Genomic DNA, 24,894 nt, shown 5'->3' with positions numbered 1-24,894 from the left:
CGTCCTCGAACCTGAAGGTGAATGAAACTCAAAAGATCGCAGCCTTCGGCAGCGCCTACAGGAGGCCTGTGACCCTGATCTTTATGCCCTCACCTTATGCCGAGCAGCCGTGGATTCAATGACCGCAGTGCTCATTGGCATTGACGGTCACGCTCAGACGAACGGTAGTCTGCTATCGGATAAACCGATTCCCATCACCAAGCTGTCTAGCAAACGGGCGCCCAAGAAGCTGGCCATAAGCCTCATGCTTTTTTTACAGCGATGAGTGCTCAATACATACGAAATGGATCTAAGCCAAGCGTGACGCGGGCCCTAAGGTAAACCTGTACGAAGTTGTCGTCGGGTTTTGCCGAGGCACTCGTCCTACAGGAAGTGCAGCGCTCTGCCGTCATGGATATGCAGGCAGGCACCAGGAAATAACAAAAAAGGCGGTCAAGCCATGTTCAAGCATTCGAAAGTACGTCAAGCCGGGCTCATTCTATTCGCCACAACACTGTTGTTGATTTTGCCGAACCTGACCAAGGTGATTGGCTGATCGGGCATCAGGGTTTTCGTTTCGCCTGATAAAAATGTGATTGACTCGCTACCCGGGTCAGCGTGGCTGTGCCAACCTTTGCGGCACTTCCACGACATGGACGGCGATCACTTGAAAGCGCTCACTCTATTTGGGGCCTTGCTGCTCAGCATGCCTCTGTCTGCCGCACAGCTGAGTCTGGAGCTAGGCGCGAGTTCTCGCACCTGGCAGACCGAGCAATTGCTCAAGCATCCTCAGGCTCAGACCATCACGATCACCAACGACGTTTCCTACAAACGGGACATGAGCTATCGCGCCGTGCCGATGGCGGCGTTGTTGACGGGCACCAAGCCTGGCGATCACCTGCAAGCCGTGGCCCTGGACGGTTTTGCTGCCGAACTGGCCGCCGCACCGTTGCTCAATATCCAAGGCGCGCGGGCCTGGTTGGCGATTGAAGAACCGGCCCAGCCGTGGCCGCCGTTGTCAGAGGGCAAACACAGTGCGGGGCCGTTTTATCTGGTCTGGACCAATCCGCAGGCGAGCAACATCAGCCCCGAGCAATGGCCGTTCCAAGTAGCGAGCATCAAGCGCATGGCCCCGGTGGCCGAGCGCTTCCCTGCCCTGCTGCCCGATCCTGCGCTGAAGGCGGACGATCCGGTGAACAAGGGCTTTGCGCTGTTTCAGAAGAACTGCCTGGCCTGTCATCGATTGAATGGCGCGGGAGATTCGCAGTTCGGGCCGGACTTGAATATTCCGTTCAACCCGACCGAGTACTTCGGCGCGGATTTCCTCAAGCGCTACATTCGTGATCCGCAGAGCTTGCGTCAGTGGCCACAGGCGAAGATGCCCGCGTTCGCGACGACGGTATTGCCGGAGGGGGATCTGGAGTTGTTGGTGGGGTATTTGAAGCATATGTCTGGGCGCAAGGTTAAGCCGTAACCGATCGTTCCCACGCTCTGCGTGGGAATGCAGCCCGGGACGCTCTGCGTCCCATCAAGAGCCGAACGCGGAGCGTCCGTGGAGGCATTCCCACGCGGAGCGTGGGAACGATCAGCGTGTAGGTTTACTGCTGCTGCACTGAGATCACCGGCGCCGGCGTCGGTGAGACAAACACCTTCGCATGCATCTGCTCGCACCCGCCACCACGGCGCATGCCGCGCACCGGGCAGGCGTCGAGGTAATCCAGGCCCACAGCCAGTTTCAGGTGACGCTCCGGGCGGGCCAGTTCGTTGGTCACGTCAAAGCTGTACCAGGCGTCATCCAGCCAGGCTTCAGCCCAGGCGTGACTGGCCAGGTGTTCGCTGTTCTCGCTGTACAAATACCCCGACACATAACGCGATGGAATGCCCAGGCTGCGAGCGCAGGCGAGAAACGCATGGGTGTGGTCCTGGCAGACCCCGGAACGCCCGGCGAATGCCTGGGCGGCGCTGGTGTCCACTTCGGTGGAACCCGGCGTGTAGGTCATGTGCTGGTTCAGGCCATGCATCAAATCGATCAGCGCCGTACGATCCCGGCGTTGTTTGCAGGCCTTCTCGGCGAATGCGCGCAAGGCTTCGTCGGCTTCGGTCAGGCGCGTGAAGCGCAGGAACGGCAGCGCCGACTGGCTTTCATGTTCCGCCTCACGCAATTCGTCGATGTCCACCTGGCCCCGGGCGCCGATGATGATGGCCTCGTGAGGCTCGTCCATGGTCAGTACGTGCAGGATGTTGCCGAACGGATCGAGTTGCGCGCGCACCGGGCGCGGCAAGTCGAGCTGCCAGCTGAGCACATGCTGGCGCTCGCTGTCGTGGGGTGTCAGTCGCAGGTACTGGATGCTCGCCCGCACCTGATCTTCGTAGTGATAGGTGGTCTCGTGGCTAATGGAAAGTCTCATGCAGCCTCCAGGTAGGAACTGTGTATGGCGTTGCCCAACTGGCGCACCAGCGGGATGAACTCGGTCAGCCAGGCGTGCAGGCCTTCGTCGAGGATTTCGGTGATGCCGGTGTAGCGCAAGCGTGCGTCCATTTCCGCGGCCAGCCGTTGTGCGGGACGGCCGTTGGCCCCTGGCAATTGGGCGAGGATCTGGTCGATTTCTTCGGTGCAGGCACGCAGGGAGCGCGGCACGTCGGCGCGCAGCAGCAACAACTCGGCCACATGCCGGGCGCCTGGGGCGTCGCGATAGATCTCGGTATAAGCCTCGAACGATGACAAGGCCCGCAGCAACGCGCTCCACTGGTAATAGGCGTGGGCCGTGCCGTCGCTGACCGCTTCGGCCTGATCGCCGGCCATTTCGTAACGGGCGTCGAGCAGGCGCAAGGTGTTGTCAGCCCTTTCGATAAAGGTGCCCAGACGAATGAAGCGGAACGCGTCGTTACGCATGATCGTGCCGTAGGACGCACCCCGGAACAGGTGGGAACGTTCCTTGATCCACTCACAGAAACGGCTCATGCCGTAGCGACTCAAGCCCTGCTCGGCGATTCCGCGAATTTCCAGCCAGGTAGAATTGATGTTTTCCCACATGTCGGCGGTGATTCGCCCACGCACCGCATGGGCGCTGGCGCGCGCGGCACCGAGGCAGCTGTAGATGCTCGCCGGGTTGGCCGCATCCAAAGCGAAAAAGTGCAGCAGCCGTTCGGCATGCAGATCGCCGTGACGCTCCAGGTAATCATCCAGAGTGCCGGTGATCAGCAGCGGCATGGCGAGTTCGTGCAAGCCATCGCCACGACCGTCCTGAGGCATCAGTGACAGCGAATAACTGATGTCGAGCATCCGTGCGAGGTTTTCGGCCCGCTCCAGGTAACGCGACATCCAATACAGATCCGAGGCAGTTCTACTTAACATGGCAGGCTTCCTTCAATCCTCGACCACCCAGGTGTCCTTGGTTCCGCCGCCCTGGGAGGAATTCACCACCAGGGAGCCTTCGCGCAAGGCGACACGGGTCAAACCGCCGGGCACAACCCGGGTTTCGCGGCCAGACAATACAAACGGACGCAGGTCGATGTGGCGTGGAGCGATGCCGTTTTCGACAAAGGTCGGACAGGTCGATAAAGACAACGTCGGTTGGGCGATATACGCGTGGGGCTTGGCTTTGATCCGCTCACGGAAAGATTCGATTTCCGCCGCCGTCGCCGCCGGCCCCACCAGCATTCCGTAACCGCCGGAACCTTGGGTTTCCTTGACCACCAGCTCTGGAAGATTGGCCAGCACGTGGGACAGTTCCGAGGGATTGCGACACTGCCACGTCGGCACGTTCTTCAGGATCGGCTCTTCATCCAGGTAGAAACGAATCATGTCCGTGACGAAGGGGTACACCGACTTGTCGTCCGCGACCCCGGTGCCGATGGCATTCGCCAGCACCACGTTGCCGGAGCGGTAGGACGACAGCAGTCCTGGAACGCCGAGCATCGAATCCGGGTTGAACGCCAGAGGATCGAGGAAAGCATCGTCGAGGCGGCGGTAGATCACGTCGACCGCTTTCGGCCCGTCCGTGGTGCGCATGAACACCTTGTCATCGCGTACGAACAGGTCCGCGCCCTCCACCAGTTCAACGCCCATTTCCCGGGCCAGAAACGCATGCTCGAAAAACGCGCTGTTGAAACGCCCCGGCGTCAGCACCACCACGCTCGGGTTGTCGATCGGGCTGGAGCTTTTCAGGGTATCGAGCAACAGGTTCGGATAGTGGTCGATCGGTGCGATGCGCTGGGCCGCGAACAACTCGGGGAACAGGCGCATCATCATCTTGCGGTCTTCGAGCATGTAGCTCACGCCGCTGGGTGTACGTAGATTGTCTTCGAGCACGTAGTACGTGCCGTCGCCATCGCGCACCAGGTCGACGCCGGAAATGTGCGAATAGATATCGCGGTGCAGATCCAGCCCCTGCATCGCCAACTGGTATTGCTCGTTGGCCAGCACTTGCTCGGCCGGGATGATGCCGGCCTTGATGATGCGCTGCTCGTGATAGAGGTCGGCAAGGAACATGTTCAATGCCTTGACCCGCTGAATGCAGCCGCGCTCGACGACCCGCCATTCACTGGCGGGGATACTGCGGGGAATGGTGTCGAAGGGAATCAGGCGCTCTGTCCCCTGCTCATCACCATAGAGCGTGAATGTAATCCCGGCACGATGAAATAACAGATCGGCCTCGCGTCGCCGTTGTGCCAAAAGCTCGTCAGGCGTTTCGGCCAGCCAACGGGCAAACTCCCGATAATGCGGGCGGACCTGGCCGCCGGCATCGTACATCTCATCAAAATAGGTGCGGATCATGCCGTACTCCTTGTCACCCGGACATCCAGGCCTTCGCAAGGCCCGTGCCATCGGCATAAACGCTTTGATATCAATCAGTTGGATAATGGCGCTGCACCCACCGCACCAATCCTGTGCGGGAAATGCCCCAACCTGATCGCCCCCGCTTCATGGCGAAGCAATGCTGTCGCCTATCAGCAGCATAGCCAGAGTTGATTTCACTGCCCGGAGGGCGATGCGGATAATCCACGCATTCGCTGGAAAACTTATCGTTCTTCCCTTTTAGCCGCCTGTTCAGGTGGCTTTTTTTTTGTCCATTTGATCTTGCTTTCCATACAGCAAAAACGAAAACGGCCAACCCAAAGGTCAGCCGTTGCTGAGTGTTGTCACTGCTCATAAAGTTATGCGAGTAGCCCTCGTACCTCCTGCTTGACGCCCCATCCTTCGATGATACCGCCCAGAGGCTCGACCACCGCCTCGAAGTCCTGCTCAAAGTCGCCGATCCCGTCATAGGTGGCGTACATCACTTTGCTCAGTTCCAGATGCCACGCGCCGTCGTCGCGCACGCTGATCTGGGCATTCAAGGATTCACCACAGAAATGACCTGCCGCCCTGCGTGCCCGCTCCTCGTCCGGAAAAATGGCGTAGAACTCGATGGGATGGAATCGTGAAAAGTCGAAACCGCCTTCTTTCATGCGGCGCAGCACACTGCTGCTGATGTCTTCTTGATAGGCTGTGCTCATGAAACGTCCCCCTCAGACTGATGGATAGACTTTCCGTATTCCCTGCACTTTCAACCGATTGGTGAGAGCGATACGGCAACAGAGGTTACCGACGGGAAACAAGCATGTAGCTGACAAGACCAGACCTTAGCGAGTCATTCGCTGATCTCGCTTGCAGAGTAGCCCCAAGATAGAGCTGCTGCCAAGGTCTGGTTGTGAATGTGACAAGAGGTGTATCAGATCGGGGTAATACTGATGATTTCAATGCTGTTCTGGGATTTCAGACTTTTGACGGTCGGATCATCGGTACGCCCCTCCAGATCATTGAGATCCAGTTCGGCAGCGACAGGCAGGCGCCGGGCGCGAATGAGTTTGGCGGCTTGCTCGCTATTCGGGCATTCCTCGCACTCGAAGAGTTCGTCCACTGTTTCACCGTGATCATCCACGAAAGTGATTTTCCACTTTTGCATCGGTGCCTCCTCGATAAAACCCGCAAATGGGCTTACAACAATCTGGACTTTTACCCTGAGTGATCGTTCAAACGGATTACCGCGCGCCAGCAGAAAAAACACAGATACCTGTGTTCATTTTAGTCGTTGCTGGGTTTGTTCACCGCGCCGGCGATGTAGGTCGGCACGGCCGCAGAAGTGCCAGTCCGGAAACAGGCTGCGCAGGCGACCGGCGGTGGTTATGACTTGTTCGATTTGCATGAACGGCGTGCCGTTCTGCATCACCAGAATGCCGCCTTCGTTCAGGCAGCGACGGCAAGCCATGACAGGTCGAACCTTCCCCGAGCGAGCATTATTCTCAAAGGCCCGCTCCCACAGGGTTCAGTGTTGTTTGCGGGAAACCGATCAGATCCGCACATTGCCTCGCGGCCCGGCGATGGCCCAGATGATCAGGCCCAGGACCGGCAGCAGGAGGATTAATAGCACCCAGATGATTTTCATCCCGGTCTCGGCGCCACTTTTAAGCACGTTGATGATGGCCCAGATATCCAGGGCAAGAATAATCAGGCCAACCAGGCTGTTGAACGTGGAACCCATGGTGACGCTCCCGAAGAGTGATATGCACTCTTAGGATAGTCGGGTGTTGCGAGGGTTCCGTTTTATTACCGTGCTAGACAGCTTCAGACGTGGATCGCCACTTTCAGGGCTTCCAGGGACGGCGCGGCGGCAATACCAACTTCCGCGCACAACTCCAATACCCGTGGCACGTCGTTACCGTAGACCAGCACCACTTGCAGTTCGTCGTCCAGCAACTGGCTGAAGTTCATCAGCGTGTAACCGCCGTTTTCTTTATTCATGCTGCTCATCTGCACTTGAATACGATTGAGCGCTGTCAGGGCTTCGGTCTTGGCCAGTTGCTTGGGTTTGATGTTGAAATCCACGCTGGGGCCGAACGAGGCGACGATCTGCGCAAACAGGTCCATGTAGGTGTCGGCCTGGAACAGCACGGTTTCCGGCAAGCTGCCGACGACCACCCACTCGCCCAACGGGATCGGAAAGGTATCGTCGTAGTTGATGTCCGGATTGGCCGTCAGAAAAGCCTCGGGATCGGCGTAGGCCTGAGCCGCTTCATCAGCGACTTTCAGAATTTCGTCATCGCTCATGCACCCGGAGCTGATTTTGCTGATGAGTTCGACGAGTGCGGCTTTCATGAGGTGGATCCTGTAGCGAGGGAGATTTGAGGGCGCGAAGGATAGCGCATTCGGAAACGGATTGCGGGACCTGGCATAAACCTGTGGCGAAGGAGCTTGCCCCCTCGCCATAGAAGCCCCGCAGCCACAGAGGTCAGGCCAGGAGTTTCTGCAATTGTGCGGTGGTGTCCACCGCGCCCATGGTTTTGGCTGCGTCCAGCGCGGATACACCGTTGGCATCCTTGGCTTTCGGATCGGCGCCTTTGCTGATCAGGTAGTCGACGATTTCGACGCGGTTGAACATCGCGGCCATCATCAGCGCAGTGCGACCGTCGAAGGACGAACCTTCCACTTGAGCTCCACCTTCCACCAACGCCTTGACCACAGCCAGATCACCTTTGAATGCCGCGCCGGCAATCGGGCTCTGGCCGTTGTCGTTGCGGATTTCAGGATCGGCCTTGTGCTCGAGCAGGACTTTTACCGTCTCGACATGACCGTGGTACGCGGCGAGCATCAGCAAGGTGTCGCCCTTGTGATTGCGCAGGTTCGGCGGCAAGCCCTTGGTCAGCAGCGCAGCCATCATGGCCGCATCGCCCTCGCGCGCTTTGTTGAACACCTGTTCGGCAAATTCAGCAGCCTCTTCGGGCGTCATCTGGCGGCTTTTGTCTGACATTGGGGACTCCACATTCGGTCAATCGGAAAGCCGATAGTTTCCCGAGCGGTCCGGAACCTGTCACTTCTTTTTTCTCATGGGTGGCTATAGCCACATTCAATAACGGTACTTGCCGCCCTGGATATCCGCCAGCACCTGCTCGGTGACTTGCACGTAAGTCTGGGTATCCGGCAACCAGGCGTAGATCGGGTCGTCGCCGGTTTTGTTCGGGTCGAAGGCTTCGTCCTTGAGCCGGGTCTTCTGGTATTTGAAGGTTCCGGTGGTCTCCATTTTCACTTTCACCCGCAGGAAAAGTGGCACCGCATAGGCAGGCATTTGCTGCCTGGCGAAAGCCAGCAACTCGCTGAAATCCAGGGTCGCCAGGGATTCAGCCGGCGTGATTGCCGCCATCCCGGCACGCCCGTTGGTGTTGTGGATTTCCACGCCATAGGCCACGGCTTCGGCGATGTGTGGGTGTTGCAAGAGAATGTTTTCGACCTCGGTGGTCGAGACGTTTTCACCCTTCCAGCGGTAGGTGTCGCCCAAGCGATCGACAAACTGCGCGTGGCCAAAACCGATGTTGCGCAGCAGGTCACCGGTATTGAAATAACGGTCGCCCTTCTTGAACACGTCATGGAGCACGACTTTTGCGGTCTTCTGTGGATCGGTGTAGCCGTCCAGCGGCGCCTTATCGTCGATCCTGGCCAGCAGCAACCCCTGCTCGCCCTTGGCCACTTTGCGCATGAAGCCCTTGGCATCACGGGTGGGTGCGCCGCTGTCGTGGTCGTAAGCCACCAGTTCCCAGGACATCAGGGAAAAACCGATGGTGTTGTCGAAATTGAGGATGTTGGTGAAGCCGATATTGCCGTCGCTGGCGGCGTACAGCTCGCAGATATGGTCAACGGCAAAACGCGTCTTGAACTCACTCCACGCGCCGGGGCGCAGCCCATTGCCGATCATCTTCGTCACGCTGTGCCGACTGTCGTCGACGCTGCGCGGTTGATCCACCAGGTAGCGGCACAATTCGCCGACATAACCGAGGGTGGTCGCCCGGTATTTGCGCACGTCGCTCCAGAATTGGCTGGCGCTGAACTTGCGGCGGATGGCAAACCCCGACGCCCCGCTGATTGCCGCGCCCCAGCACACGCAGAGCCCGGTGGCGTGGTACAGCGGCAAGGTGCAATAGACGATGTCCTGCGGCTGCATATCCAGGGCAATCAGCCCGAAACTGGCAGAGCTGCGCATCCAGCGGCCGTGCTTGAACACTCCGGCCTTGGGTAACCCGGTGGTGCCCGAGGTGTAAATGTAGAAACAAGGATCGTCGAGAAAAACCTGCTGGCTGCTGACAGGGTTATCGCTGCACGCGTCGCAGCTGGCCGTCATCAGGTTGATGAAGCCATCGGGCGAATTGCCCGGATGGCGATAAGTGTCTTGATCGGCGACAAACCAGGTGCGCGCAGCTTCGATGTCCACCCGCTCGCGGACCGCATTGAAGGCCGGCACCAGCTCTTCTCCGACCACGATCGCCACGGGCGCCACCAGGTTCAGGCTATGGGCCAGGGTATCGCGGGTCTGGGAGGTATTGAGCAAGGCGCTGATCGCACCGACCTTGGCCATCGCCAATATCGTCACCAGCAACTCCGGACGGTTTTCGATAAAGATCGCCACCACATCGCCCTTGCCGATGCCTTGGGCAATCAGATGATGGGCGATACGATTGGCCCACTGATTGACCTGTGCATAAGTGAGTCTCACCTCACCCAGCAGCAAGGCCGGGCCATCGGGATTGCGCAATGTCGCCTGCTCGAAGCTCCAGCCGAGACCACACGGTTGGGTCGGGTCCTTGACGTTGGCGGCTTTCATGCCCTTCACCACCCGGGGAATGGCTTTGGCAATGGAAGGCAGCTTGCGGAGCATCATGCCCCAGGTAATCGTGTCGTTCAGCGTGCGGCTCATGGTGCTCCCGTTCGATCTTCTTATTGTCGGGTGGCGTTGATTGAGGCCGAAAATACGTCAGCGGTTCTTGCGCTGTACACGCGGTTTTTGAAATGTTTTGTATCTGCGCCTGAAGCGTTCGGACCAGGCATCGCAAAGCGGAACCCTGGCGTTGTGATTGGTTCCATCTAATCACAGGCCGACCACGCAAAATGCAGGATGCACGATGGCAATTCATGCAGATTGCACGAAAGCATAAAAACGCTTAAAGGTTAACTTGTTGATTTATATGATTTTTTAAAAAATCAGGCACTGGCACAATCACTGCAACTACCTCTCCATGTTGCCCTTCAAGCACAAACGGAGCTGATAGACATGAGCCTGATCCAGGAAAAATTTTCGTCGCTGTTCTCCAACTTCGAAGTGACCACCCAGCCACGGCCTGACGGCGGCATTCTGCTGACCCTGCGCAGTACGGACGGCAAAGTCTTCAAGCGTTCGATTTCCTACCAGCAATTGCATGCCGGCGACCAGCTGTCGTGGGTGATCAGCGCGATTCGTCGTGACGTCGCCGAACAGGCCAGCGAACTGCCGCAGATCTCCATGCTGCAAAGCCAGCAACGGTTCGCCTTGCCGACCTATCACTCGGTTTAAATCCTGCGGTTGTATAAATAAACGCGCTACAAACAAACAGGCCGTGAGCGCTTTCGCTTCACGGCCTGAGTTGTTTCTGCGGTTACGCAATCCCTGTTATGTGGTTTACAGGGCTGAAGGATTGATCCGCGCAAAGCTGTCGACGGTCACATGCCCTGCCAGTTCCCCGCCCTCACGGGCCAGGCCACAGGTTGCCATCCCGGCCGCACGCGCGGCATCCAGCTCTTGAACGACGTCGGACAGAAACAGAATCTGCGAAGCCTCGACGCCAATCGCCTGGGTGATGCGCTCGTAGGACTGCGCTTCGCGCTTGGGCCCTGAGGTAGTGTCGAAATAGCCGCTGAACAGTGGCGACAAATCCCCCGCGTCCGAGCAGCCGAAGATCAGTTTTTGCGCCTGAATCGAGCCCGAAGAGTACACAAACAGTTGATAGCCTTCCTGATGCCAGCGCTTGAGCGCTTCAACGGCGTCCGGGTACACGTGGCCTTTCAACTGCCCGGCCTGATAACCCTGCTCCCAGACCATGCCTTGCAACGCTTTGAGCGGCGGGGCCTTGCGGTCTTCGCCGATCCAGGCCAAGAGGATTTCGATGACCCGTTCGACGTCGGCTTGCGGCTCACCGCAGTCATGCCGAACAGCGGCGAGCTGCTCGGCGACATCCGCGCGACCGGCGTTTTCGCGAATGAAATCCGGCAGATGTTTGGCCGCGTAGGGAAACAACACGTCAAACACAAAACTCACCGCACTGGTGGTGCCTTCGATATCGGTGAGAATCGCTTTGATCGGCATCGACTCAGTCCTCGAGACGCGGGAAGCGGCTGGCGATGTCATCGCCGGTGAAATTGGCCACCCAGCCTTCGGGGTTGTTGAACAGGCGGATCGCGACGAAATGCGGGTTTTCGCCCATGTCGAACCAATGCGGCGTACCGGCAGGCACCGAGAGCAGGTCGTTTTTTTCGCAGAGCACGGCGTAGACGTAATCGCCGATGTGCAGGGTGAACAAGCCACGGCCGGCGACGAAAAATCGTACTTCGTCTTCGCCATGGCGATGTTCATCGAGGAACTTGGCGCGCAGTTCGGCTTTTTGCGGGTGATCGCTGCTCAGGCTGATCACGTCGACGGTGATGTAACCGCGCTCGGTCATCAGCTTGTCGATTTGCGTCTGATACGCGGCGATCACTTCTTCCTGGCTGGCACCGGGCTGGATTTTCGCCGTGGCTTGCCAACGGTCAAAGCGCACGCCCTGTTCGGCCAGGGTCGAGGCGATGTCTTCGAGGTGGGTCAGGACTTTGTTCGGTATTTCGGGGCTGGAGACGTGATAAACGGACAGGCTGCTCATCTGGGCAACTCCTTAACGGTTCATGCTTTATGGTTCGAGAGCGAGCGCGTCTTCAACTCGCACTCGAACAAAAATTCAAAGGCTTCGATCTGTCGCAGCGCGTCGCTCATGCGCGCACCCCACGTGTAGAGGCCGTGGCCACGGATCAGATAGCCGACGCAATCAGGATGGGCGTCGAGCCAAGGCTGCACCTTGGCGGCCAGCCGTGCAATGTCCTGATCGTTGTCGAAAATCGGCACGCGCACGCGAGACTCATGAGTCGAAACGCCGCTGAAGGCTTTTTGCAGTTCATAGTCTTCGAACTCGATGAAGTCTTCCGGCGTCAGGCGCGACAGCACTGTGGCGTTCACCGAATGGGTGTGCAGCACCGCGCCGATCTCCGGGCGCCAGCTATAGAGCTGAGTATGCAGCAGGGTTTCGGCGGACGGTTTTTTGCCCGGTTCCAGGCTATTGCCCGAAAGATCGGTGGCCAGCACATCGTCGATGCCCAGCTGGCCTTTGTGCTTGCCAGACACCGTCAGCAAGGCTTCGGTCGGCGACAGGCGGGTCGAGTAATTGCTGCTGGTGGCCGGCGACCAGCCGCGGCCATACAGAAAACGCCCGGCGTCGATAATTTCCTTGGCGAGGTGTTCACGGGTAAGGCTCATGGCCTGTCCTCTTGCATACGTGTGGCAATGATAACGGCCGCGGCGAAGGCTGCGAGACTGGCAATACTAAAGGTCAATGTGGCGCCGAGGGCATTCCAGCTGTAGCCGGAATACAGCGCGCCCAGTGCACCGCCAGTGCCGGCCAGCGCGGCATACAACGCCTGGCCCTGCCCTTGCTGACGCGCGCCGAAGCTACGTTGCACGAACTGGATGGCAGCCGCGTGAAAGCTACCGAAGGTTGCGGCGTGCAGCACCTGGGCAAACAGCAGCACCCAGAGGAATTCAGCAAACGAACCGAGCAACAACCAACGCAAAGCCGCCAGCAGGAAACTCGCCAGCAGCACCCGACGCACCGAGAAACGTGCAAGGATCTTGCTCATGACCAAAAACATCAAGACTTCGGCGACCACGCCGACCGCCCAGAGCATGCCGATCAGCCCGCGGCTGTAACCGAGTCGCTCAAGGTGCAGGGTCAGAAAGGTGTAATACGGCCCGTGACTCATCTGCATCAGCGCCACGCAACCGTAGAACGCCAACACCCCGGGGTTGCGCAATTGCTGGAGGAATCCCTCCCCCGCCAACCGTTCACCCTGAATCGGTTGCGCGTTGGGTACCCACAAACTGCTGACGACGATCCCGGCCATGATCAGCACCAGCGCCACCGGGTAAATGTCCAGGCTGAGCCACTCGAACAATCGGCCCAGCGCTACCACGGTAATGATGAAACCGATGGATCCCCACAGGCGGATCTGACTGTAGCGAGACGTCTGGCCATTCAAGTGCGCCAGGGTGATGACTTCGAACTGCGGCAATACCGCGTGCCAGAAGAACGCGTGCAAGGCCATGACCATCGCCAGCCACGCGTAGCTTTGGTTGACGAAAATCAGTGAGAAGGTCAGCAGCGTACAGACCGCGCCGAACCGCACGATGGCCAGACGCCGCCCGGTGTAGTCACCGAGCCAGCCCCAAATATTCGGCGCCACGCAGCGCATCAGCATCGGGATCGCCACCAGTTCGCCAATACGCGCACTGGAAAAGCCCAGGTGATCGAAGTACAGCGCCAGAAATGGCGCTGTCGAACCGAGCAAGGCGAAATAGAACAGATAGAAACTGGAAAGCCGCCAGTACGGGAGCGCCGCCAACGTCGTCAGACCCCGGCGGCCATAAGGTCAGCCATTAAAGCTGACCCAGCACCGGAGTGCTCACGCGCACATTGATGTTCTGCCCGCGATGACGCAGCAGGTGATCCATCAATACGATGGCCATCATCGCTTCGGCAATTGGCGTGGCGCGGATGCCGACGCACGGGTCGTGACGGCCCTTGGTGACGACCTCAACCGGGTTGCCATGGATGTCGATGGAACGGCCCGGCGTGGTGATGCTCGATGTGGGCTTGAGTGCCAGGTGCGCGACGATCGGCTGACCCGATGAAATGCCACCGAGAATGCCGCCGGCGTTGTTGCTGAGGAAACCTTCCGGGGTCATTTCATCACGGTGCTCGGTGCCGCGCTGGGCGATGCTGGCAAACCCGGCGCCGATTTCCACGCCCTTGACCGCGTTGATGCTCATCAGCGCGTGGGCCAGTTCGGCGTCGAGGCGATCGAAGATCGGCTCGCCGAGGCCCGGCATCACGCCTTCGGCGACCACGGTGATTTTCGCGCCGACCGAGTCCTGATCACGACGCAACTGGTCCATATAGGCTTCCAGCTCCGGCACTTTGTCGGGATCGGGGCTGAAGAAAGCGTTTTCTTCCACCGAATCCCAAGTCTTGAACGGGATTTCAATCGGGCCGAGCTGGCTCATGTAGCCACGAATGACGATGCCCTGGGTGGCCAGGTACTTTTTCGCAATCGCCCCGGCCGCCACGCGCATGGCGGTTTCACGGGCGGAGCTGCGGCCGCCACCGCGGTAATCGCGTTCGCCATATTTGTGGTGATAGGTGTAGTCGGCATGGGCCGGGCGGAACAGGTCCTTGATCGCCGAGTAGTCCTTGGACTTCTGGTCGGTGTTGCGGATCAACAGGCCGATGGCGCAACCGGTGGTGCGGCCTTCGAACACGCCGCTGAGGATTTCAACTTCGTCGGCTTCCTGGCGCTGGGTGGTGTGGCGGCTGGTGCCGGGCTTGCGGCGGTCCAGGTCGCGCTGCAGATCCTCAAGGGAAATCTCCAGGCCCGGCGGGCAGCCATCGACAATGGCGACCAACGCCGGACCATGGCTTTCGCCCGCGGTGGTGACAGTGAACAGCTTGCCGTAGGTATTGCCGGACATGCGGGACGCTCCGTGAAATCGAAACTAAAATACGTAATGCGCGCCAGTATACGCAGGCTACCCGACTAGTTCATCCTCGAACCTTATGGGTGCCTGCGAGTCCAACCGGCACCTTGTTGATGATGGCGTGATGATGCTGCGAGTTCTAGCCTTGAGCCTTACCTTGTTTACCGGCTTTGCACAGGCCACTGTCCTGCAACGCCCGATCACATTGGACACGGGCAGCGGCGAGCTTTTCGGCTCACTGTTGCTGCCCAAATCCGACACGCCTGTACCGGTTGTCCTGATCATTTCCGGCTCCGGTCCTACGGATCGTGACGGAAACAACCCCGACGGCGGACGCAACGATAGCCTCAAACGGCTGGCCTGGGTGCTGGCCAAACACAACATCGCCAGCGTGCGCTACGACAAGCGCGGCGTGGCGGCGAGCCTGGCGGCCACGCCCGATGAGCGCAATCTGTCGGTGGAGGCCTATGTGGCCGACGCCGAAGCCTGGGGCCAGAAGCTCAACGCCGATCCGCGCTTTGGCAAACTGATTTTGCTGGGCCACAGCGAAGGTGCCTTGATCGCCAGCCTGGCGGCGCCAAACGTCGATGCCGCGGCGGTGATTTCCATGTCCGGCAGCGCCCGGCCGATCGATCAGGTCCTGCGCCAGCAATTGAGCAATCGCCTGCCACCGTCGTTGATGCTGCGCAGCAATGAACTGCTCGACAGCCTCAAGGCCGGCCACACCGACGACAACGTGCCACCGCAATTGCAGGTGATTTTCCGCCCCAGCGTGCAGCCGTATCTGATTTCGCTGTTCCGCCAAGACCCGGCCGCGGCCTTCGCCAAACTGAAAATGCCGGCGCTGATCATCCAGGGCAGCAACGACATTCAAGTCGGCGTGGGTGATGCCAAGGCACTCAAAGCCGCCAAACCGGACGCAGAACTGGCGCTGATCGAAGGCATGAACCACGTGATGCGCATCGTGCCCAACGACGTGAAGCGGCAATTGGCCTCCTACAAAGATCCGCAATTACCGCTAGCCGCCGAACTCGGCGCGCGAATCCTCGGGTTTATTGACGGACTTCGCACCCGTTAAGCGCTGTTTTAAGCGCTGTTGCCCCTCCAGTCCTGAAAAAAACGGCCGATAAGCCTTTGTCGCCAGCGCTATGACTGGCGGCAAGCAGCGCTTGGACAGGACCTCGCCGTTATGACTGATACCCAGACTTCACCCGACACCACCGCTGAAAAAGACGCACCGCCAGCGGTCGAGCTGCCGTGGGCGGACGTCCAAGTCGAGCACCACAAAATGCTCCGCCTGGCGCCGCTGCAAGCCGACCGCAATACCGGTGGACGGCCGTTGCGCTTTGTCGAATTCGGTTATGCCGAACGTAATAGCAAGGAACACAGCCTGATGCGCATGGCCATCAAGCTGCCGGGCCAGCGCGTGCGCAAAGAACAGAACCATCTGGACGTGTGGGTCGATCACACCGCCAAACGCGTGCATTTCGAGCCGGAAAGCGGCTTGCAGATCGAGCCGATGAACCGCGGCATCGGGCGCTATTTGGCAGCTCAGGGCATTACGTGGGCGAAGAAGAGATGGCCCGCCTACACCGTCGATGGCACTGACTTGAACAACAAGGATGCGCTGAACGAAGACACTCGCCTGCGCCGCGATCACTTTCTGCGGGTGCACGGTTTTGATGTGGTCTACGCCGACGCCCAGCATTTGAAGGGCAGCGTTAAAGAGGTGTCGGTCGGTGATTTGCTCGGCGACTGGAACAGCGAAAAGTTGCAGCAGGTGGAAATCCTCGAAGCCGCGCAGATGCTCCAGCAAGCCGAGCAGAACCTGGCGGAACAGGAAGTCAAACTGAAGAAGCACGAAGAAAAGGTCAGCAAGTACAAACGCGAAGACGCCGGGCTGCGTTTTACCATTACCTGTCTGGTGGCGTTTGCAGTGTTTCAGGCGGGGTTGTTGATCTGGATTGCTACGCACCGCTGAAGACTTCGATCGTTCCCACGCTCTGCGTGGGAATGCAGCCCGGAACGCTCCGCGTCCCCAGAAGCCGAACGCGGAGCGTCCGTTGAGGCATTCCCACGCGGAGCGTGGGAACGATCTACTGGTCAGACGCGAGAAGCGAACAACGCCTGATGATCGCGGCACTGCTCCGCTGTCAGCATGAACACACCATGCCCACCGCGCTCGAATTCCAGCCAGGCAAAGTCGACTTCCGGGTACAACGCCTCAACATGAACCTGGCTGTTACCCACCTCAACGATCAGCAACCCCTTCTCAGTCAGATGATCCGCCGCCTCGGCGAGCATGCGGCGCACCAGGTTCAAACCGTCGTCGCCACAGGCCAGGCCCAGCTCCGGTTCGTGCTGATACTCATCCGGCATGTCGGCGAAATCTTCCGCATCGACGTAAGGCGGATTCGACACGATCAGGTCGAAACGTTGACCCGGCAAGCCATCGAACCCATCACCCTGAACGGTGAACACCCGCTCATCGACACCGTGGCGCTCGATGTTCTGATTCGCCACTTCCAGCGCTTCGAACGATAGATCGGCCAGTACCACTTCGGCGTTCTGGAACTCATAAGCACAGGCGATGCCGATGCAACCGGAACCGGTGCACAGGTCGAGAATGCGCGCAGGTTCGGCACCCAACCACGGTTCGAAACGCTTTTCGATCAGCTCTCCAATCGGTGAGCGCGGGATCAGCACGCGCTCGTCGACAATGAACGACATGCCACAGAACCAGGCTTCGCCCAGCAGGTAAGCGGTCGGAATGCGCTCTTCGATGCGGCGCTTGAGCAAGCGTTGCAGATTGACCAGTTCGTCGTCTTCCAGACGGCAGTCCAGATAGCTGTCGGCGATTTCCCACGGCAAGTGCAGCGCACCCAACACCAGTTGACGGGCTTCGTCCCAGGCGTTGTCGGTCCCATGGCCGAAAAACAGATCCTCCCCATGGAAGCGGCTGACGGCCCAACGGATATGGTCACGCAGGGTACGAAGTCGGGAAGTGATCACGGGGCAAACTCCAGAAAAAACGACTGACGATTCTAACAGCCAAAAGACGCCGCGACGACGCAGGAAAAACACCGGATCAGATGTAGGACTCTTCTATTTTTTCAGCAAGCCATTGAACAGAACGAGTATCTTGACAAGGCTGCGACCCAACAACGGCGGTGCCTACGATGGTAGCGATTCACAGAAGCGCTCAGCCAGAGGACAATGTCGCAAAAGCCCCACTCGAAGGAGCCCCAGAATGTCCGTTCCAAAAACGATGTTTCAACTCAGCGGCCGTGGTTATGCGGCGGCCAATCTGGGTCATGCGACCCTTGTCATCATCGATGCCCAGAAAGAATACCTCAGCGGCCCCTTGGCACTGAGCGGCATGGATGCTGCTGTCGCAAACATCAAGCAATTGGTAGCCGCTGCCCGTGCAGCCGGTCGGCCGATCGTGCACGTGCGCCACCTCGGCACCGTCGGTGGGCTGTTCGACCCGCAAGGCGAGCGCGGTGAGTTCATCCCGGGCCTGGAACCACAGGGCGACGAAACCATCATCGGCAAATTGCTGCCGAGTGCGTTTCATGGCACTGAACTGCTGGAGCACCTGCAGAATCTCGGCTCGCTGGACCTTATCGTCTGCGGTTTCATGAGCCATTCCAGCGTCAGCACTACTGTGCGCGCCGCGAAAAACCTGGGCTTTCGTTGCACATTGGTTGAAGACGCCTGTGCGACTCGCGACCTGCCCTACAAGGGTGGCGTCCTGAGCGCCGAGCACGTTCAGCACACCGAGATGGCGATCATGGCGGACAATTTCGCCACCCTCGCCCAGACCCGCGAACTGATCTGATCAACCCTTCGATGAGCGGTCCATGCCGCCGCTCATCCGCAAAAGCCTCTCATTTGCTGTAATTGCCCTAGCCTCAGGAACATCCCGGTCAACTCCCGGTCGAAGGGCCGATACCCATTGAGGAAGGTCGGAATGAAGTTATCCGATGGTTTTGATGCACGCCGCTTGCGGCCCAAAGGCCAAAGCAACTGGCGTTTTCGCTTCGGCGCAGCGTTCGCTGCCTTGCTGGCGACGTGCGGTGTGTTACTGGCGATGGCCGGCGCGGCCAGCCTGCTGGGCCGGCCACCGGCGCTGGGCGAATTGAATGCCAGCCCGTTGGGCTCGGCGATCATTCTGGCCGTGGGTCTGTTCGTGCTGTACATCGGCGTGTGGTTGTGGCGCCGCTGCCGTCGCCGCTCGCGCCAGTCGCAAGAGCTGAACATGGCACCGCACCTGATGAAAAAACACGACTAAGCCCAAAGCCGGACGTTTTGTCGCGCCCGATTCGTCCCGACTTGGGTAAACTGGCCGCCCTTCGCGGAGGCTGACATGCAAGACGACGATTTTTCCCTGTTCAAAAGCGCGATCCAAGGCGTCAAGCCGATCAAGCACGATCGCGCCGAAACCGGCAAACCCAAGGCCGACCGCGCGCAAATCGCCAAGCTGCGCCAGGCCGCCACCGTGCGCACCGACGCCACCACCGTTGACGGGCTATCCGATCAATTCGTCATCGATGTCGGCCCCGAAGATGAGCTGATGTGGGCCCGCGACGGCGTCCAGGAAAGCCAGATGCGCAAGCTCAAGATCGGACAGATTCCGTTCGAAGGCAGCCTCGATCTGCATGGCATGAACGTGGAAAAGGCCCGTGAAACCCTGTGGGCCTTTCTGGCCGAAGCGACCAAATTCGAAATTCGCTGCGTACGTGTCACCCACGGCAAAGCGGTGCGCCTGGACGGCAAGCGGCCGATGATCAAGAGCCACGTCAACACGTGGCTACGTCAGCATTCACAGGTGCTCGGCTTCACCTCGTGCCAACCGAAACACGGTGGCGCCGGAGCGGTTTATGTGATGCTCAAACGCACTATGATGGAAGGTCGCGACGAGTGATGCCGTCGCTTCACGCTTGCAGCGCCGTGTCCGTCACCGTACCCTTGCCCTTTGCGTAAAATCCCACAGGTAGTTTCATGTCCCTGGAACAGAATTACACCGACATGTTAAGAGGTGTTTACTAAGTTGTCAGGGTCAATGAAATCAAGAACTTAGCGCCTAGACAAACTCAGAATCTCCTACCAAAACACAGTCATTGGTATAAAAATTGGTACGGGATTCCCTCCTTCTGCAACACATAAAAGCCTCGCTCCGGCTGCAACCGTGCGGGGCTTTTTCACAACTAGAGCTGATGCTCTGAACGCTTGCTGACAGGCAGCTATCGGGCCGATTCTGTTGAAAAAGTCGGTCTGCCCAAACTGCCTGATCATTGACTGGTGAAAACGCCTTTTTTGCACGCTGCTACGTGAAATTCGAGTCTGGAAGCCTCTGCCAAAAGTAAAGATTTCAATCTCGGACGCGTACTTTTTTGATGCGCAAACCATGGCCGACTTTTTCAACAGAATCGGCCAAATGCGGTCGTTCGCTTAGTCCAAACAACGACCAGTCACTCAGCATCAGGAGATGAGGCTTGTACGGCGAAAATATAGACAGGTAGCGTGCAGACATTAAACCGAAAGATACGTCCTGACCGCTTGATGCAACGCATCCAGTGACCATGGTTTACGCATGAACATTGAGTGGGAAGGCCACAGCCTGTCCGGAACAGATTTTTTGCCAGACGTTACGATCACAGGCAAGCATGGCCAACGTGACCAAATAATATTCGCCAACTCCAGCCCATCCATACTGCCCGGCATGAAGATGTCAGTAATGACTAGCGCAATTGAAGTCGAGTCTTCCAGCAAAGGAAGAGCGTCATCTGCAGAGGCACAATCCATCACACATACACCCAGCAGCGAAATCGCCTCGACCGTTAGGGAACGAAGTATTTCATCATCTTCTACGACTAGAACTGTTGGAGACATGGTTTATTGATCTCGACAGTTTGTAACTTAGTGGTGCCACAGATGGTAAGCGTTTCGGACAACTGACAAGCGGTGTCGGGTGCATGAGCTATTGTTGATTTTCGTCAATTGACTAGTCGATTTATCGGCCAAATCTGTTTGTCCAATATCTTGATTTCGAACAGTAGGCTAGATAGGCATTGCCATGCGACTTTCAGATTTCATCCTCGAAAACCTTGAGCTTATTCTGCAAGCGTGGGAGAAATTCGCCAGGTCTGTGGCTCCCCCCCTGCCGCCGTTGGACTCTGTAGGCCTGAGAAATCATGCTGAATGTATTTTGAGGCATGTTGCGCTTGATATGCGTACCTCGCAAAACTCACAGCAACAGATCGACCCATCCCAGAGGCTCGGGTCCACAGCCAAGGAAGACTCGGCTGCTCAAAGCTTCGCACTGACCCGCCTGATGGAGGGCTTGACGCTTGACCAGATGGTTTCAGAGTACCTCGCCCTCAAATCGAGTGTACTAGGGCTTTGGCTGGCTCAAGCAGGCGCGGAAGAAGACGATCAAGTCGTGGACATCATTCGGTTCAACGAGGGGATAGATCAAGCGCTTGTAGCGTCGATCGCTACTTATGAGCTTGCGGCGGAGACAGCGCGAAAAACAGTCTTGGGGGTGCTGGGTCACGACCTTCGCACACCATTGGGTGCCGTGACGTTGGGCACCGATCTACTGAAGCAGACTGAAGAACTGAGCAGTCGTGGAAAAAAGATAATTTCACAAATTTCCGTGAGTGCTCAACACGCCAACCAGATGGTGAACGACCTGCTCGACCTGGCACGCTGCAACCTTGGCAAAGGTATTCCAGTACGACCGGTAAACACTGACCTCACCTCTGTTTGCAAATCGGTGGTGGATGAGCTGACACTCGCCCATCCCAAAGCACATATTGTATTTAACAACACAGGCTCCGTAATAGGCCATTACGACCCCTCACGCATGGCGCAAGTTTTCTCGAATCTCATTGGCAACGCAGTGAGACACGGCAGCTCACGGCATTCAGTCAATGTCACGTTGAACTCCGTTGGCACCAGCGCTCGTTTTTGCGTGCAAAATCATGGAGAGCTTATTCCGCACAGCGCGTTGCCCACGCTCTTCAATCTGGAAGGACGTTATTCCCGGCACACTGACGGTGCGCACGAAGCGTCTTCGGGACTGGGGCTGGGACTATTCATAGCAGCTCAGATTGTGGGCGGTCATGGTGGGGAAATTGAGGTGGAGTCAACGTTGGAAAAAGGAACGATCTTTCGCGTAATTTTACCCTTTCGCCATTAACCGTCTCGAATACACAGCACCACAGCCCCCCTATACCCTGAGGTGAATGTCTCTTATATCGACGGCTGCCGGTCACAATTTAGAATCATCAGCGCTTCGGTGATGGATTGGACGTAGTCACCCGCTTGTACCATGGTCAGCTTGGCCAGCCCCAACAAAGAACATTGCTTTGTAGCAATATTTAAGCGTGCAGCGATTACTGCCCACTGAAGGCATCACCGGTACTATGCTTGTTGTTGTTCGAAAGGAGTCGGTGCCAGACGAGCATTGGTTATCGGATGTGTTGAAAAGGATGCACTAGAATCAGCTCGGGCTAGAGGCGGCCCTGATGGAGCTGACACTTCTTGCAGAAAAACAGGGTTTGACCGATGTTGTTGAGAACGTTCGTGGGGCCCTGTGGGCGATTGGCGAGAACGCCGAGCACATCAAGCAGGGGTTGGCGAGACTGAAGAGTAAGAGAGAGGGCTAGATTGGATTTGTACGTATCGGTTCCGGAACATTTGGGACGTGCCACGATCAGTCCACTCTTGGCGCGAAGCGGCCTGAAGCGGTCGAATCGCATCAGAAATAATCGCGAGAACCCAGCCTCGTTGCCCTCCAACCAATTGCTGAATGTAGTGATTGGCATAGATGGATGAATATACGATTAGCCCTATCTCGGCTACCTTTTTAACCGACCCCGGATAAGCTTGCGGAATTTAGACTTAGCGAGTTGTGACCCGGCTGCAAAGGCTAAAAGCGACTATCATCATCTTGGATCTCTACACCGGATACGATTACTTAATCATCATATGCTGAATAGGTGAAAAGGATTTAATCATGAATGCCAGCTCAATTTTCATTTTAACCTACGACCCAGACCCCACCGTGAACAAAAGTGCCCAGGGCCTCTTTTTCAAATACTTGATGCATCAGAATATCAAAAAAATCATTGTCGCGGAGATCCAAGCGGACTTTAACAAACTTATCATTAGACACGAAGCTTGCAGAGACGATGACAACCAAGACTGGAAAATCTCCAGCAAAGGAACTTGGAAACTTATATCCAAACAAGACAAACACGAAGTCGACGTTGAAATCACTGACAAAGAAAGAGAATCCATTACCAATATAATTAATACAAAGAAAAATAAATCTTACAAGAAGACACGTGATTGTGGTGCAATCATCGCATGCCATGGAACATCAAGCACTATCGCACATATGCAACCTGAATCCTTTGCCCTAGGCTTATTAAAACTCAGTAACACTGAAGATTCTAACATGCCTTTTTTTGACAAAATTGTGTTTAATGTTTGTAAATTTGCCAAGACAAATACAAACACTCCTCCCGACTTCTGGGAAGCCTACAAGCCTGACAAACAGGCATACACAGCATTCCGTTTTGTCGAAAACGATGTTTTGAAGATAAAAGATATTGCTCATTCTGAGCTCGATGATCCTAAAGAGAGATTTTTGAATTGCGTCTTTCGCTTCTTAAATGTTTACGGCCCAAAGGCTGGAAAAGAAGAAGTCTTGGCAGCTGGTTACACCGAAGGTCTAACAGCTATGCACCCTCTCAAAGCTGATATTAAAAACAAAACACAAAACGACATGAACACATATAACACTATGGAGTACGCAGGAATAAAAGTCTCAGCCGAAAACGATCAACCAATGTCGCTAATGAGACGTAGGTACAAACGTGCTTTTTCTTACCGCCTCGGAAAAGGGGTTATGGTAGTTGACAATATTGACTCCGAATGGTCCGACATTCAGGTTTGATGACGCGAACCGGAATATTGTTGTCGAACAGAAGGCACACACCTTTATTGATATACTGCTAGTCAATTGTGGAGGCTAATGCCTTCGCTTTCTTTTGAGGATAGGGATTCGAACCCCTTCAGCTGTCACCGCAGGCCGTTGCAGGCCAATAAAATTGGGAGATACAAGGCGATTTCAAAGCCTATAACGGCCCTTTGGCGGTCTCCGTTTCGCCCTAATTCTGCCCTAAATTTAGAAAGCGTCAGGTCTAAAATTGATCAGCAATTTTCGCGACTGCTGCAGCGATTGTCGCGACCTTCGGTAGAGAGTCAAGGAGGGCCATGACGACAGAACGTTTCGGCTTCTCTTGGCCGAACTGGTCCTTCACCGCATCCAGTACCTCTAGAGCTTCCGCTTGTTCTACCGGGGATAGATCCAGGTTCGCAATCTCCTTTCGCAGCGCCTCAATTTGCTCATCAACAACTGCATGAACGTTTGCAATGTTCGTGGAGTTATCTACGGAGTCAACGTTCACGCGCGCGTTGTTACCAGTGACGTTGTAAACGATGTGCTGAAAAGCAGCCCTGGCCTCCGGTACTCCGAGCTTCTTGACCTTGAGTTGATAATGGGGCCCAGATGATCCAGGTGTGGTTTCGTAGTATTTGGGATCGACTACCTGATATGTCTCCTCCGCTCCATTCGAAAGCTTTCTCGTGAGGAGATCTCCGACATCAATTATGTGTTTACTGCCTTTGATGACGATGAGATCGCTCCCAGCTACGGTCGCAATAATCCCGTCAGCTCCTGATCCATCCTGCCTTTTCAGATCCACTTTATCTTTATCAAACATACCCTGCCTCTCATATCCATTGATTGATAACAGAGCGATTTCCAATCAGGAGCCGACAGCCTCTGTAAAGCCGACTATCACCCATGACTCATCCAGGCCGCAAGCACCAAACCAAACCAAACCAAACCAAACGCCAATTGTGCTGGGGTATGTGGTGGCTTGGGAGAGCGAGGCCCGTGGTTACTAGCCATAACGCCCATTCTCGTCTACCTGCATAAATGCAATAGAGGGCATTAAATGGCATGGTTTGGCGTATTGTTTGCACCATTTTTGCCCCATTCACCATTGGCTTGCCGCCCCCCCCACATCCCAAATCTGCTTGGCTCATCGCACCATCCCTTTCGCCTTATAGCAAATTTTACGCAACCTATATCAGGCTCCAGCCGTGGGCGCTGTCACTGCTATGCTTGGGCTTTCTCGAAAGGAATCGACACCATGCTAAGCGATTATTCACTGTCGGAATTACTGGAAAGACTCTATGAAAACTAGCAGGCCCT

General features: G+C 56.9%; 27 protein-coding genes and 2 pseudogenes. 10 read left to right on the top strand and 19 right to left on the bottom strand.

Annotated features, from left to right (window positions below; all coding sequences use genetic code 11):
- Positions 1-631 precede the first annotated feature (631 nt).
- Positions 632-1,453: a c-type cytochrome gene (locus PSH97_RS09020; RefSeq protein ID WP_305449766.1), complete on the top strand. Its 822-nt coding sequence runs from the start codon at positions 632-634 to the stop codon at positions 1,451-1,453.
- A gap of 124 nt (positions 1,454-1,577) precedes the next feature.
- Here PSH97_RS09020 and PSH97_RS09015 read toward each other — a convergent pair whose 3' ends face one another.
- The 11 genes and pseudogenes from PSH97_RS09015 to PSH97_RS08965 all read right to left on the bottom strand — a co-directional run bounded on the left by PSH97_RS09015 (position 1,578) and on the right by PSH97_RS08965 (position 9,704).
- Positions 1,578-2,387, bottom strand: coding sequence for a transglutaminase family protein (locus tag PSH97_RS09015; RefSeq protein WP_074874856.1), 810 nt, complete (start codon positions 2,385-2,387; stop codon positions 1,578-1,580).
- Complete coding sequence (locus PSH97_RS09010; RefSeq protein WP_305448904.1) at positions 2,384-3,334, bottom strand: alpha-E domain-containing protein; 951 nt, start codon at positions 3,332-3,334, stop codon at positions 2,384-2,386. Before PSH97_RS09010 ends, PSH97_RS09015 begins: the two co-directional genes overlap by 4 nt.
- Before the next feature lie 12 nt (positions 3,335-3,346).
- Positions 3,347-4,756: a circularly permuted type 2 ATP-grasp protein gene (locus tag PSH97_RS09005; protein ID WP_007902187.1), complete on the bottom strand. Its 1,410-nt coding sequence runs from the start codon at positions 4,754-4,756 to the stop codon at positions 3,347-3,349.
- 70 nt (positions 4,757-4,826) lie between these two features.
- Positions 4,827-5,132 (bottom strand): hypothetical protein, encoded by a 306-nt coding sequence (locus tag PSH97_RS09000; protein ID WP_305448903.1) that lies wholly within the window; start codon positions 5,130-5,132, stop codon positions 4,827-4,829.
- Between the two features lie 4 nt (positions 5,133-5,136).
- Positions 5,137-5,478 (bottom strand): ribonuclease E inhibitor RraB, encoded by a 342-nt coding sequence (locus PSH97_RS08995; RefSeq protein WP_007902188.1) that lies wholly within the window; start codon positions 5,476-5,478, stop codon positions 5,137-5,139.
- Positions 5,479-5,693: 215 nt separating this feature from the next.
- Positions 5,694-5,927: a hypothetical protein gene (locus PSH97_RS08990; RefSeq protein ID WP_030131629.1), complete on the bottom strand. Its 234-nt coding sequence runs from the start codon at positions 5,925-5,927 to the stop codon at positions 5,694-5,696.
- Positions 5,928-6,067: 140 nt separating this feature from the next.
- Positions 6,068-6,227: pseudogene (locus PSH97_RS08985) on the bottom strand (spermine/spermidine synthase domain-containing protein); the annotation flags it as partial.
- 84 nt (positions 6,228-6,311) lie between these two features.
- Positions 6,312-6,503, bottom strand: a complete 192-nt coding sequence (locus PSH97_RS08980) for a PLDc N-terminal domain-containing protein (protein ID WP_007902193.1) — start codon at positions 6,501-6,503, stop codon at positions 6,312-6,314.
- An 83-nt stretch (positions 6,504-6,586) separates the two neighbouring features.
- Positions 6,587-7,117 carry a hypothetical protein gene (locus PSH97_RS08975; RefSeq protein ID WP_305448902.1) on the bottom strand — a complete coding sequence of 177 codons (531 nt, stop codon included), beginning with the start codon at positions 7,115-7,117 and terminating at the stop codon, positions 6,587-6,589.
- A 133-nt stretch (positions 7,118-7,250) separates the two neighbouring features.
- On the bottom strand, positions 7,251-7,769 hold the full coding sequence (locus PSH97_RS08970) for an ankyrin repeat domain-containing protein (protein WP_007898805.1): 519 nt from the start codon (positions 7,767-7,769) through the stop codon (positions 7,251-7,253).
- A gap of 96 nt (positions 7,770-7,865) precedes the next feature.
- Positions 7,866-9,704: a long-chain-acyl-CoA synthetase gene (locus PSH97_RS08965; protein ID WP_305448901.1), complete on the bottom strand. Its 1,839-nt coding sequence runs from the start codon at positions 9,702-9,704 to the stop codon at positions 7,866-7,868.
- Positions 9,705-10,058: 354 nt separating this feature from the next.
- Between PSH97_RS08965 and PSH97_RS08960 the strand changes: the two genes are divergently transcribed.
- Positions 10,059-10,337 carry a DUF3509 domain-containing protein gene (locus PSH97_RS08960; protein WP_007898807.1) on the top strand — a complete coding sequence of 93 codons (279 nt, stop codon included), beginning with the start codon at positions 10,059-10,061 and terminating at the stop codon, positions 10,335-10,337.
- 105 nt (positions 10,338-10,442) lie between these two features.
- Here the strand turns inward: PSH97_RS08960 and mtnC are convergent, their stop codons facing one another.
- The 5 genes from mtnC to aroC are packed head-to-tail and all read right to left on the bottom strand — an operon-like array spanning position 10,443 to position 14,591.
- Positions 10,443-11,126 (bottom strand): acireductone synthase, encoded by a 684-nt coding sequence (gene mtnC, locus PSH97_RS08955; protein WP_305448900.1) that lies wholly within the window; start codon positions 11,124-11,126, stop codon positions 10,443-10,445.
- A 4-nt stretch (positions 11,127-11,130) separates the two neighbouring features.
- Entirely contained in the window at positions 11,131-11,676 is a 546-nt protein-coding gene (locus tag PSH97_RS08950) for a 1,2-dihydroxy-3-keto-5-methylthiopentene dioxygenase (RefSeq protein WP_305448899.1), read from the bottom strand.
- 20 nt (positions 11,677-11,696) lie between these two features.
- Positions 11,697-12,323, bottom strand: a complete 627-nt coding sequence (locus PSH97_RS08945) for a methylthioribulose 1-phosphate dehydratase (RefSeq protein ID WP_305448898.1) — start codon at positions 12,321-12,323, stop codon at positions 11,697-11,699.
- The gene (locus PSH97_RS08940) at positions 12,320-13,465 is read right to left on the bottom strand and encodes an MFS transporter (RefSeq protein ID WP_305448897.1); all 1,146 of its coding nucleotides are present in this window, start codon (positions 13,463-13,465) and stop codon (positions 12,320-12,322) included. The genes PSH97_RS08945 and PSH97_RS08940 overlap by 4 nt, the downstream gene beginning before the upstream one ends.
- A 34-nt stretch (positions 13,466-13,499) precedes the next feature.
- Positions 13,500-14,591 carry a chorismate synthase gene (aroC, locus tag PSH97_RS08935; protein WP_305448896.1) on the bottom strand — a complete coding sequence of 364 codons (1,092 nt, stop codon included), beginning with the start codon at positions 14,589-14,591 and terminating at the stop codon, positions 13,500-13,502.
- 85 nt (positions 14,592-14,676) lie between these two features.
- Between aroC and PSH97_RS08930 the strand changes: the two genes are divergently transcribed.
- Together PSH97_RS08930 and PSH97_RS08925 are read left to right on the top strand one after the other, a co-directional pair.
- Positions 14,677-15,675, top strand: a complete 999-nt coding sequence (locus PSH97_RS08930; protein ID WP_305448895.1) for an alpha/beta hydrolase — start codon at positions 14,677-14,679, stop codon at positions 15,673-15,675.
- Positions 15,676-15,786: 111 nt separating this feature from the next.
- Positions 15,787-16,578: a hypothetical protein gene (locus PSH97_RS08925; protein WP_305448894.1), complete on the top strand. Its 792-nt coding sequence runs from the start codon at positions 15,787-15,789 to the stop codon at positions 16,576-16,578.
- Positions 16,579-16,700: 122 nt separating this feature from the next.
- Here the strand turns inward: PSH97_RS08925 and prmB are convergent, their stop codons facing one another.
- Positions 16,701-17,609: a 50S ribosomal protein L3 N(5)-glutamine methyltransferase gene (gene prmB, locus PSH97_RS08920; protein WP_052963689.1), complete on the bottom strand. Its 909-nt coding sequence runs from the start codon at positions 17,607-17,609 to the stop codon at positions 16,701-16,703.
- Positions 17,610-17,847: 238 nt separating this feature from the next.
- Between prmB and PSH97_RS08915 the strand changes: the two genes are divergently transcribed.
- The 3 genes from PSH97_RS08915 (at position 17,848) to PSH97_RS08905 (ending at position 19,524) form a co-directional block, all read left to right on the top strand.
- Positions 17,848-18,438 (top strand): cysteine hydrolase family protein, encoded by a 591-nt coding sequence (locus PSH97_RS08915; protein ID WP_305448893.1) that lies wholly within the window; start codon positions 17,848-17,850, stop codon positions 18,436-18,438.
- 132 nt (positions 18,439-18,570) lie between these two features.
- Positions 18,571-18,891, top strand: a complete 321-nt coding sequence (locus PSH97_RS08910; RefSeq protein ID WP_095051890.1) for a hypothetical protein — start codon at positions 18,571-18,573, stop codon at positions 18,889-18,891.
- A 75-nt stretch (positions 18,892-18,966) separates the two neighbouring features.
- A complete protein-coding gene (locus PSH97_RS08905; RefSeq protein WP_007898817.1) occupies positions 18,967-19,524 on the top strand; it encodes a Smr/MutS family protein in 558 nt (185 codons plus the stop codon).
- Between the two features lie 608 nt (positions 19,525-20,132).
- Here PSH97_RS08905 and PSH97_RS08900 read toward each other — a convergent pair.
- A complete protein-coding gene (locus PSH97_RS08900; protein WP_305448892.1) occupies positions 20,133-20,492 on the bottom strand; it encodes a response regulator in 360 nt (119 codons plus the stop codon).
- Positions 20,493-20,676: 184 nt separating this feature from the next.
- On the opposite strand from PSH97_RS08900, the gene PSH97_RS08895 reads away from it, so the two are divergent.
- The 3 genes and pseudogenes from PSH97_RS08895 to PSH97_RS08885 all read left to right on the top strand — a co-directional run bounded on the left by PSH97_RS08895 (position 20,677) and on the right by PSH97_RS08885 (position 23,568).
- Positions 20,677-21,804 carry a sensor histidine kinase gene (locus PSH97_RS08895; protein ID WP_305448891.1) on the top strand — a complete coding sequence of 376 codons (1,128 nt, stop codon included), beginning with the start codon at positions 20,677-20,679 and terminating at the stop codon, positions 21,802-21,804.
- A 226-nt stretch (positions 21,805-22,030) separates the two neighbouring features.
- A pseudogene (locus PSH97_RS08890) lies at positions 22,031-22,273 on the top strand (hypothetical protein).
- A 350-nt stretch (positions 22,274-22,623) separates the two neighbouring features.
- Positions 22,624-23,568 carry a hypothetical protein gene (locus PSH97_RS08885; protein ID WP_305448890.1) on the top strand — a complete coding sequence of 315 codons (945 nt, stop codon included), beginning with the start codon at positions 22,624-22,626 and terminating at the stop codon, positions 23,566-23,568.
- A gap of 247 nt (positions 23,569-23,815) precedes the next feature.
- On the opposite strand, the gene PSH97_RS08880 is transcribed toward PSH97_RS08885, so the two are convergent.
- A complete protein-coding gene (locus PSH97_RS08880; protein ID WP_305448889.1) occupies positions 23,816-24,397 on the bottom strand; it encodes a hypothetical protein in 582 nt (193 codons plus the stop codon).
- Positions 24,398-24,894 lie beyond the last annotated feature (497 nt).

Source organism: Pseudomonas cucumis (assembly GCF_030687935.1).
Classification (GTDB): domain Bacteria; phylum Pseudomonadota; class Gammaproteobacteria; order Pseudomonadales; family Pseudomonadaceae; genus Aquipseudomonas; species Aquipseudomonas cucumis.
Note: the sequence above shows the minus strand (reverse complement) of the source record. Positions and strands in the feature narration are given on the sequence as shown.

Coding starts and splice junctions, on each gene's coding strand:
- PSH97_RS09020 (WP_305449766.1), top strand. CDS start 632: ATGGACGGCGATCACTTGAAAGCGCTCACTCTATTTGGGGCCTTGCTG.
- PSH97_RS09015 (WP_074874856.1), bottom strand. CDS start 2,387: ATGAGACTTTCCATTAGCCACGAGACCACCTATCACTACGAAGATCAG.
- PSH97_RS09010 (WP_305448904.1), bottom strand. CDS start 3,334: ATGTTAAGTAGAACTGCCTCGGATCTGTATTGGATGTCGCGTTACCTG.
- PSH97_RS09005 (WP_007902187.1), bottom strand. CDS start 4,756: ATGATCCGCACCTATTTTGATGAGATGTACGATGCCGGCGGCCAGGTC.
- PSH97_RS09000 (WP_305448903.1), bottom strand. CDS start 5,132: ATGAGCAGTGACAACACTCAGCAACGGCTGACCTTTGGGTTGGCCGTT.
- PSH97_RS08995 (WP_007902188.1), bottom strand. CDS start 5,478: ATGAGCACAGCCTATCAAGAAGACATCAGCAGCAGTGTGCTGCGCCGC.
- PSH97_RS08990 (WP_030131629.1), bottom strand. CDS start 5,927: ATGCAAAAGTGGAAAATCACTTTCGTGGATGATCACGGTGAAACAGTG.
- PSH97_RS08980 (WP_007902193.1), bottom strand. CDS start 6,503: ATGGGTTCCACGTTCAACAGCCTGGTTGGCCTGATTATTCTTGCCCTG.
- PSH97_RS08975 (WP_305448902.1), bottom strand. CDS start 7,117: ATGAAAGCCGCACTCGTCGAACTCATCAGCAAAATCAGCTCCGGGTGC.
- PSH97_RS08970 (WP_007898805.1), bottom strand. CDS start 7,769: ATGTCAGACAAAAGCCGCCAGATGACGCCCGAAGAGGCTGCTGAATTT.
- PSH97_RS08965 (WP_305448901.1), bottom strand. CDS start 9,704: ATGAGCCGCACGCTGAACGACACGATTACCTGGGGCATGATGCTCCGC.
- PSH97_RS08960 (WP_007898807.1), top strand. CDS start 10,059: ATGAGCCTGATCCAGGAAAAATTTTCGTCGCTGTTCTCCAACTTCGAA.
- mtnC (WP_305448900.1), bottom strand. CDS start 11,126: ATGCCGATCAAAGCGATTCTCACCGATATCGAAGGCACCACCAGTGCG.
- PSH97_RS08950 (WP_305448899.1), bottom strand. CDS start 11,676: ATGAGCAGCCTGTCCGTTTATCACGTCTCCAGCCCCGAAATACCGAAC.
- PSH97_RS08945 (WP_305448898.1), bottom strand. CDS start 12,323: ATGAGCCTTACCCGTGAACACCTCGCCAAGGAAATTATCGACGCCGGG.
- aroC (WP_305448896.1), bottom strand. CDS start 14,591: ATGTCCGGCAATACCTACGGCAAGCTGTTCACTGTCACCACCGCGGGC.
- PSH97_RS08930 (WP_305448895.1), top strand. CDS start 14,677: ATGGGTGCCTGCGAGTCCAACCGGCACCTTGTTGATGATGGCGTGATG.
- PSH97_RS08925 (WP_305448894.1), top strand. CDS start 15,787: ATGACTGATACCCAGACTTCACCCGACACCACCGCTGAAAAAGACGCA.
- PSH97_RS08915 (WP_305448893.1), top strand. CDS start 17,848: ATGTCCGTTCCAAAAACGATGTTTCAACTCAGCGGCCGTGGTTATGCG.
- PSH97_RS08910 (WP_095051890.1), top strand. CDS start 18,571: ATGAAGTTATCCGATGGTTTTGATGCACGCCGCTTGCGGCCCAAAGGC.
- PSH97_RS08905 (WP_007898817.1), top strand. CDS start 18,967: ATGCAAGACGACGATTTTTCCCTGTTCAAAAGCGCGATCCAAGGCGTC.
- PSH97_RS08900 (WP_305448892.1), bottom strand. CDS start 20,492: ATGTCTCCAACAGTTCTAGTCGTAGAAGATGATGAAATACTTCGTTCC.
- PSH97_RS08895 (WP_305448891.1), top strand. CDS start 20,677: ATGCGACTTTCAGATTTCATCCTCGAAAACCTTGAGCTTATTCTGCAA.
- PSH97_RS08885 (WP_305448890.1), top strand. CDS start 22,624: ATGAATGCCAGCTCAATTTTCATTTTAACCTACGACCCAGACCCCACC.
- PSH97_RS08880 (WP_305448889.1), bottom strand. CDS start 24,397: ATGTTTGATAAAGATAAAGTGGATCTGAAAAGGCAGGATGGATCAGGA.